This is a genomic window from Mesorhizobium sp. M7A.F.Ca.CA.003.01.2.1 (assembly GCF_003998945.1).
GTDB lineage: Bacteria > Pseudomonadota > Alphaproteobacteria > Rhizobiales > Rhizobiaceae > Mesorhizobium > Mesorhizobium ciceri.
This window is the reverse complement of the sequence record NZ_RZRA01001352.1, coordinates 1-1,057: the sequence shown is the minus strand read 5'-3', so window position 1 is coordinate 1,057 and position 1,057 is coordinate 1. Positions and strand designations below refer to the sequence as shown.

General features: G+C 63.0%; 1 protein-coding gene. It reads right to left on the bottom strand.

Annotated elements, in window-relative coordinates:
• Positions 1 to 878, bottom strand: an 878-nt coding sequence (locus EN969_RS32590; RefSeq protein WP_127419812.1) for a PAS domain S-box protein, incomplete at its 3' end; no start/stop codon positions are given.
• Positions 879 to 1,057 lie beyond the last annotated feature (179 nt).

The window sequence follows — 1,057 nt, the reverse complement described above, 5'->3', positions numbered from 1 at the left end:
CCCCCGGGCCGCTCTCCCTCACGCACCGGCATCGTCTCGTCCCAGAGCAGATGGATTTCCAGCTTGTCCGAAGCGCCTTCGACGATCCGCCAGGTGATCTCCAGCCGCCCGGCCTCGCTCGCCAGCGCGCCATATTTGGAAGAGTTGGTGCCGAGTTCATGAAACGCCATGCCGAGATTTTGCACGGCATTCGGCTGCAGGGTCAAAAGCGGTCCGGAAAGCGATACCCGCGCCTCGTGGCCGAACGGCTTGAGCTGCTCCTGGGCAAGGTCGAAGAGGCTGGCGCCGGCCCATTCCGAGTTCACCAGCAGATCGTGCGACCGCGACAGCGCCATGATGCGGGAACGGATCATCTCCTCGAACTCGCGCGGATCGGTCGAGCGTTTGCTGGTCTCCCGGATCATCGAGAGGATCACCGCGAACTGGTTCTTGACGCGATGGTTCACCTCGCGGAGCAAAAGCCTGATCCGGCGCTCGCTCTCCTTGCTGGCGGTGATGTCGCGGGCGATCTTCGATGCGCCGATGATCTCGCCGGACGCGTTCCTGATCGGCGAAATGGTCAGCGACACGGCGATGAGGCCGCCATCCTTGCGCCGGCGGATCGTCTCATAGCTGGCCAGGAGCTCGCCCCTGCGAACCCGGCTGATGATGTCGGTCTCTTCATCCTTGAGATGATCGGGGATGAGCATGAGTACGGAGCGGCCGACGGCCTCTTCGGCGGTGTAGCCGAACATGCGTTGCGCCGCCGCGTTCCAACTGGTGATGATGCTGTTCAGGTCCTTGCTGACGATGGCGTCGAAGGACGAATCGACAATCGCCGCCAGCCGAGCGTGGGCAGTGATTTCGAGCAGGCTATCGACGCTTGCCAATTCTGTCATTGCCCCGTCGTGGCCCCACCTTGCCGCCTCCCGCCAGCGTCTGCGTGAGGATTCCCCTCCTGCTAGAAATGCCTGACCGGGCATTTTGGTTGCAGTCGGTGCGCAGCATTCCGCATTTGCGGTCGCGGACACGCATGTCACGATAATGCCCGGCCCTCCATCTCGGCAATGCCTCTGCG